This window comes from Alkalihalobacillus alcalophilus ATCC 27647 = CGMCC 1.3604, from assembly GCF_000292245.2.
GTDB classification, from domain to species: domain Bacteria; phylum Bacillota; class Bacilli; order Bacillales; family Bacillaceae_D; genus Alkalihalobacillus; species Alkalihalobacillus alcalophilus.
Window position 1 is genome coordinate 1 of the sequence record NZ_ALPT02000131.1, and the last position, 6,717, is coordinate 6,717.

Genomic DNA, 6,717 nt, shown 5'->3' on the forward strand with positions numbered 1-6,717 from the left:
ACATAACCTTTTTTATGCAAAGCTTTACATAAAAAAGGAAAAATTGAACAGGTTGTGAAATACGTGAAAAATAACTTTGCGAAAAATCGTACGTTTGATAATTTAGTAGATTGGCAGGATTCGTGTATAAGGTGGTTAAAGCGCACGGGAAACTATAAGGTTCACCATAATACAAAAAAGAGACCTATTGATGTGTACGCCCTGGAAAAGCAACACTTACAAAAAGTCTCCGGTACTTATATCTTTGAAAAAATCTTTGCCTCTAGTATAACAAGAAATATACACAAGGACAATGTCATTCGTGTTGATGGGAATCGATATAGCGTACCTTTAGGTACGTACCGAAAAGATAGCTCTAATATTGCTTATGTAGAAAAAGATGCGGAGCATCTATACATACGCTTGCAGCAAAACGGTCAAGTCTTAGCAAAGCATAAAATGGCTGAAGGAAAAGGTTTGGTCATTTCGGACCCTTCCCACAGAAAACGTAGCCAAACCAAAAGGGAACTTTTCATTCAGCAAATTGAAAATGTCTTGGAGGATAAAGAGGCCGTAAAGTGGCTGATTGATAGACTAACTGAACAGTATCCTCGTCATTTAATTGACCAACTAAAAGTCGTTCAATCTGTTATCTTAAAATACCCACTTTTCGTGGAGGAAGCGATTCATGAAATGAGACGTTTGCGATTGAGAAGTGCTAATGATCTACGAGATATTGCTCATTCTATCGATATTCAAAGCCAGAAAAATACAAAGGGTATAGGGAGTGTAAACGAAAAGTATAAAGACCTCATTGCCCCTGAACGAAAAAAGGACATTTATTTCAGTATTCTTCAAGGGGGAGAGAACCAATGAGCCAACCATATGAAGTCCTTCAAGAGAAATGTCGAACTTTGCGACTCGCTGAAACGGCTAAAGAACTACCCAATCTTCTGAGAGAAGCTGAAGCAAAAAGCTGGACTTATTATGAGTTCATTCATGAGGTCCTAAGTTATGAGATGAGTTGTAGAGAAAGAAAGAATAGCGAAAAACTAATGAAGTGGGCTGAGTTTCCAGAAGTTCTGACATTTGAAAACTATCGTTTGGAAGAACAGACAGCTATTGGAGAGAAACAATTAAATATCTTAAAAGAACTAACATGGGTTGATGAATGCTTCACTCTTATTATGATGGGACCGACAGGTGTTGGGAAAACCCATTTATCAACAGCTCTAGGTATTCATTGTATTGAAAATGGGTACCAAGTGTCTTTTATATCTATGGATCGCTTAATCTATATCTTAAAGTCAAGAGACTATGTCGGAAAGTCCAGAACGAGATATAAGCGTATCACTGAATCGGATTTAATTATTATTGATGATGTCATGTATATGGCTTATGAACCTCAGGACGCTCACCTATTCTTTCAGTTTATTTATGAAATGTATGATAAGGCAGCGTTCATCCTAACTTCTAATAAAGGTCCAGGTGAATGGGGAAAGTTTCTTGGAGATGAAACGTTAACGACAGCCATTTTAGACCGTCTTCTCCATCGAAGTGAGGTTTTAACTTTTAGCGATGAGCAGGATAGCATCAGAATGAAATACCGAAAAGCTTTATTTAACCATCAGAATATTGAATCTTAAAGGGGGATAAAAAAGTGAATCTACTAAATGCTGAAGAAGCCGTTCAATTTTTCAATTCTTATGGATTAAAAGTCGATGAAAAATCAGTAAAAGAATGGATTAAGGATATGGAAATGAAGGCTCCAGCCAATAAAAACCGTCCAATGATAGAAGAAGACCTTCATTGTTATAATCATTGGTGCTTTGTGAGAGGTACTGCCTATGAGGAAGGGATTGATGATACAACCAAAATCGAAAGATTAGTGGAGGAGAATTTCCTTTTGAAAAAGGAAATCGAAAAGTTGAAAAAAGAGCAGGATCTATTAGAAGAAACGTTAGGAATGCCTGATAAATTGTTTTAAAAGCAAAATGATTATTCCCCTGCCTTTATGGCGGGGATAATCAAACTGTTGAATCTTAATTGATGAAAACTGTTTAAAATTATTTGTTGAAAACTGTTTAATTCTACTTGACGGTTACAGCCAAATACTCCATAAATGTTAATGCAACTACGGTATCCCTTTTCACTAATAGCATTATTGTATGGGGGAGCGAGAAATATACGGTGACTGCACCACTCAAATTGTAAAAAAAATAGGAGGTTTCCCATGATTATATCAGAAAAGCTCACTCAAGAAGAGCTCCTTAAACTACTAGTTGATATCAATTTAAAGGCTGAAGCAAATGAAAATCTTCAAGTAACGGAAGTGATAGAAGAGATTGTGGATAGGTTAAAGAGTTATGTGTAAAGAAGGCAATGTGAAGAACCCTTCTAAAAATAAAAAGTTTGATGAATATCCAAAATCGCTCAAAAAAGCCCTTCGTTATATTAGACAGGACGCAAAGTTAGAAGATTTGGACAAGATTGAGCGTACTTTCCTTGACTTTATTAAGACACGTCGGAAGGAATTGCAGCAAAAGCCATAACAACCTCTATATAAAGTAGAAAAAAGAGTGTTTCTCTTTTATATAGAGGAGTTTTGTTTTGGTAATAAAAGTCTGAATAATTAGATTTTTTTGATTTGGATTCTCCGTTAAACAAACATTTAATTAACACGTATGTTCCCCTTATGAGCATAAGTGTTTCCATCTCCAAACCGAAAGACACAATAAGCGGTTCGGTGCATTTGTCGTTCTAATGTGGCGAATGAAATTGGGACGGTTAAGGTTTCTCGATTGACAAACTGGATAATCGATTGAGTTGAATCAGTCGGGTGTTTTTTGTATAGATAGACATTATGAAAGAAAATCCAAATGTTATCAATCGATTGTGGGGAATGGGTTGGAAAAGCGTACAGATTTTGTCTTGGGTTAATGGGAATGGGAACTTTGCTTTGGATTCCAGTGTTGTAGATGACGGCACTTTTTCTGCCGTCATAGGAGGCTCCTCCGTCTAAGCAGGCGGTATGGATGATTTGGTTGGGAGGTTGTTTGACTTTATACGATTGATGCATTTCCTTGACATAGGCATCGTGATCCATAGCATAAGCGGCACGGATATAGAGTGTTTCAGTGGATGGTTCATAAGAAGGGAAGAGGTTACGGGGCATAATTAGATTCTCCTTTTTAATTGGAATGTTTTTGTAGTGTTGGTTTGCGTGGAGTAGGTTTTAGCTAGAGGTCTTCATTTTGTTGTTTGATTAATTTAACAAACTCTTCATCAATATGGTTCATTTCCTTTTCGAATATTTCTTTGCCAAAATAGTTACGGATCAGAAAGTAGGTTTGGTAATTCATCGTCGCATCTCCATTTTCGATTTTAACCAGATAGCGTTCGGAGATTTTAAGTTGATGAGCTAATTCATCTTGGGTGATATTTTTTACTTTGCGAAGCGAGCGTATAATGTTTCCAACTTCTTGGTTAATTTTCTCTTTTAACCGTTTTCGCTTTTTCAAATCTTCTTCTTCAGGCGTTTCATAGTTTTTCAACGAGGGTACCCCCCTTTTTAAAACTATCATCAGCCAATGGAAAAGAAGTGTGAATGAACGATAGGTCATTTTATGACATTTTATGGTTATAAAAGTGAATTTATTTTTGTTGTATAATCCTTGTTGGAATTCAATTAAAAATAAGAATATATACCTAGTGTTTTCTTCCTTATAAATGTAAAATTAATTGTAAAAGGGGAGAGGATGGGGCTCTTGTATATACCGGCTGTGTGTGGTTATTGTGGTTTGATTTTTCCTTCTACTATTTATTATAAGAACAAGCTTACTCGGTCATCTTAAAGAACAATAAGCAAACTTGTCCTAGGTGTGCTAAGTTTGCGGATGTAATGAATGGGACCTTTAAAGTAGTCGATGGCGTCATCATTAAATTAAGGAGTACGGACATCTCCAAATTTGATAAAGCGAGACTGATAGATTTAACTAGTAAAATGGTCAATGATGATTTACCTTTTGATACGTACACTAACGAATTAAAAAAGAATAAGGTGTTAAGTGAATTAATTGATTTATTCCCAAAAAGTAGGCAAGAAAAGTTAGCACTTATTAAGTTCACAGGTAAAGTATTACTCGCTTGTCTCACTTGGTATACAGCTTCTGAATTAGTCAGTATTAGCATTCAGAATACAGAAATCATTAATCAAATCTTTTATGAGGAACAACAACAATTGGATATACCTAATGAGAGAGAAACGAAAGAGTTGGATTTAGAACAGGAAGAGCAACCAAATATTCTAATGGCGATCGATTTTATAAGTAAGAAAAAAAGGTAGGGGTTTAGGTAGTTTTAAATGGTATTTAGGAGAGGTGGTCTCATCGTTATGAACCTGTGTTGGAGGAAGGAGTTGAATCAATGAATAAAGGGAAAAGTGGAGAGTTATCGGATTTGTATTTTATATTTGCTGATAATGTGTATGAAAAGTATCTCACTTATGAGAAGTTTAAAGCATTGTTAAATTTCTACTCGTTGCTTTATGATCGAATTATCATTCCGGATGCATTTTTTATTAATAATAAGCATTTATTGAAATTTTTAAGTTCACCAGAAGGACAATTGTATATAAAGAACGGGATTATCGTTCCATCTGTGAGAAAAGGGCCTGCAGACATGGTGGAAATCTATCATCATTTTAAAAGCTCTAATTTACTAGTAAGGAATGAGTTTAGTTCTCTTGATACCTTGAATATTTTAGAGAAGATTGACTTAGAAAAGGCGATAAAATGGGATGTCGATCAGATCTCTCTCCATTTTACTAACAATGTATTAGAAAATCTTTATACGTTAGACATTGATAAGAAAGCGAAGGAAATTTGGCTAGGAAATATAAATGACTGTATGCAAAGCGGTAAGTTTACGAGAAAAAATTTACACGAACAAACAGCAAAGAATCCGTATCTTGATCGGGTGACAAAAGAGACCATAACAAGATACATTGATATTTCTTATAATTTCAATATACCCAATTATCTTCGTACATCAGCTGCTTATCCAGAGCTTCTTGCCAAAAGTCTCCATAGTAAAGTGACTCCGGAGCAAGTTTTTTTCAATAGTGATTTAGCAAATAAGCAGATGGACCATCTTTCAAAAGAGGAATATCTTTCGACAAGCTTGTTTAATGAAGGAGTGCTTACTGCTCTTGAAGCAGAACAAATTATACATATTAGAAAACAAAAAGCATACAAGACCTTACTAAAAGGTCTCAAGAAAATGGAAGATGAGAAACATGAATCGAAACTAGAAGCCGCTCTCTTTGATTTCATTTACATGTACGAACAGGAATTGCCTCAAATGATTACGAAGGAAATTAAAGAAAAGATAGGAAAAGAAAAAAGAAACTTAAAGATTCAAACGTTTGGAAGAGGAGCACTTGCGAGTGACGGTGTGAGTAGTGGAGTAAGCTTATTCCTAGAAAGCCTCCAAGAGTTTGTAGGAGGGAAGGTGATTGGAAGTGCAGTCAATATCATGCTTCGTCCTATGTCTAGAAAAACAGAGAGAGAAATAAAGAAGCTAGATTTTAAAGGGAAGCAAATGGTTGAGAAGATCAAGAGCGAACAGAACATTTATGACACAATTAATTCCTTTTCAATCAATTCACTTAAGCCATAAAATGGTGAGGAGTACTAAAACATGAAACACAAAACCATTTACGAAAACCCTTTTGTCCAAGTACGCTTAGATGATCGAGGCATCGTATCCTTAAAAAATAAAAAGGGAGGAGCGGTCATTCTCCCTGTAACAAAAGAAAAAGACGTTTTACTCATGAAAGTATTTAGGCCAGCGATTAATGATTACTCCTTAGAAATACCGCGTGGGTTTAAAGAAGAAAATGAAGAGCCGTCCATGACCGCAAAACGAGAACTCTATGAAGAAATCTCAGCTGTCAGCAAAACCATCATTCCTCTCGGTTATCTATACCCAGATACCGGATTGATTGATAGTAAGGTTGAGCTTTTTTTAGGATTAGATTCAGAGATAAAAGAAAATAAAGTTCAAACAGAAGAGGGCATTCAGCATGTCGTAAAAGTACCGTATCAAGACGCTTACCAAATGGCCATCGGTGGGGGAATAAATGATGCTTTTACACTGGCAGCAATTCTGAGGAGTAGGGAGTATTTTTGAGGTGCCCTTTAGACACCTTATATTACCTCGATGCTTTTTACCAGCACTTTCCCCGAAATGTACTACTTGATATCAACATGTTTACGAATAAGAAAAACCAAACCCTTCTTATCGTTAATGAAGAATTAGGTTTTGACTTTCCGCAATCATGCCAATTGTGGAAAATTAATTTTTATCATTTCCCGACAGAAGACTCCCTCTTCAATCGTGTGAAGGGCAAAGCCCAACGATAAGGGGGAGATGAATGGCGGTTGGCGGTAGCCAAAGAGATTCTTGTTAGGGTATAATAAGAACATACATTCCTATTGGGGGTGAAAACAATGCTCATCAACAAAGCGTACAAATTTCGTCTCTATCCAACCAAAGAACAGGAAATCTTCATTGCTAAAACCATCGGCTGTTCTCGTTTTGTCTTTAATCGCTTTTTAGGACAATGGAACGATACCTACCAAGAAACAGGCAAAGGGTTAACTTACAATGCTTGTTCGGCTGAATTAACCAAACTAAAAAAGGAATTCGTATGGCTAAAAGAAGTGGACAGCATTG

11 protein-coding genes are annotated in these 6,717 nt (G+C 36.0%); 9 read left to right on the forward strand and 2 right to left on the reverse strand.

Annotation, left to right across the window (positions count from 1 at the left end):
* Nucleotides 1–63 precede the first annotated feature (63 nt).
* The 5 genes from BALCAV_RS20245 to BALCAV_RS20260 all read left to right on the forward strand — a co-directional run bounded on the left by BALCAV_RS20245 (nt 64) and on the right by BALCAV_RS20260 (nt 2,531).
* The gene (locus BALCAV_RS20245; protein ID WP_052044427.1) at nt 64–855 is read left to right on the forward strand and encodes a Mu transposase domain-containing protein; all 792 of its coding nucleotides are present in this window, start codon (nt 64–66) and stop codon (nt 853–855) included.
* Nucleotides 852–1,625, forward strand: a complete 774-nt coding sequence (istB, locus tag BALCAV_RS20250; RefSeq protein ID WP_040324309.1) for an IS21-like element helper ATPase IstB — start codon at nt 852–854, stop codon at nt 1,623–1,625. Before BALCAV_RS20245 ends, istB begins: the two co-directional genes overlap by 4 nt.
* Nucleotides 1,626–1,639: 14 nt before the next feature.
* Nucleotides 1,640–1,966 (forward strand): hypothetical protein, encoded by a 327-nt coding sequence (locus tag BALCAV_RS20255; protein WP_040324310.1) that lies wholly within the window; start codon nt 1,640–1,642, stop codon nt 1,964–1,966.
* Between the two features lie 246 nt (nt 1,967–2,212).
* Complete coding sequence (locus tag BALCAV_RS22490; protein WP_160173445.1) at nt 2,213–2,353, forward strand: hypothetical protein; 141 nt, start codon at nt 2,213–2,215, stop codon at nt 2,351–2,353.
* Nucleotides 2,346–2,531, forward strand: a complete 186-nt coding sequence (locus BALCAV_RS20260) for a hypothetical protein (protein ID WP_003321018.1) — start codon at nt 2,346–2,348, stop codon at nt 2,529–2,531. Before BALCAV_RS22490 ends, BALCAV_RS20260 begins: the two co-directional genes overlap by 8 nt.
* Before the next feature lie 119 nt (nt 2,532–2,650).
* Here BALCAV_RS20260 and BALCAV_RS20265 read toward each other — a convergent pair whose 3' ends face one another.
* Nucleotides 2,651–3,154, reverse strand: coding sequence for a competence protein ComK (locus tag BALCAV_RS20265; protein ID WP_040324311.1), 504 nt, complete (start codon nt 3,152–3,154; stop codon nt 2,651–2,653).
* A gap of 64 nt (nt 3,155–3,218) precedes the next feature.
* Nucleotides 3,219–3,533, reverse strand: coding sequence for a helix-turn-helix domain-containing protein (locus tag BALCAV_RS20270; RefSeq protein WP_003321020.1), 315 nt, complete (start codon nt 3,531–3,533; stop codon nt 3,219–3,221).
* Nucleotides 3,534–3,880: 347 nt separating this feature from the next.
* On the opposite strand from BALCAV_RS20270, the gene BALCAV_RS20275 reads away from it, so the two are divergent.
* The 4 genes from BALCAV_RS20275 to BALCAV_RS20295 all read left to right on the forward strand — a co-directional run.
* Nucleotides 3,881–4,324: a hypothetical protein gene (locus BALCAV_RS20275; RefSeq protein ID WP_003321021.1), complete on the forward strand. Its 444-nt coding sequence runs from the start codon at nt 3,881–3,883 to the stop codon at nt 4,322–4,324.
* 80 nt (nt 4,325–4,404) lie between these two features.
* Nucleotides 4,405–5,658, forward strand: coding sequence for a hypothetical protein (locus BALCAV_RS20280; protein WP_003321022.1), 1,254 nt, complete (start codon nt 4,405–4,407; stop codon nt 5,656–5,658).
* A gap of 21 nt (nt 5,659–5,679) precedes the next feature.
* Nucleotides 5,680–6,171 (forward strand): NUDIX hydrolase, encoded by a 492-nt coding sequence (locus BALCAV_RS20285; RefSeq protein ID WP_003321023.1) that lies wholly within the window; start codon nt 5,680–5,682, stop codon nt 6,169–6,171.
* 320 nt (nt 6,172–6,491) lie between these two features.
* Nucleotides 6,492–6,717 (forward strand): helix-turn-helix domain-containing protein (locus BALCAV_RS20295; RefSeq protein ID WP_040324313.1); only part of this gene is annotated, 226 nt, incomplete at its 3' end.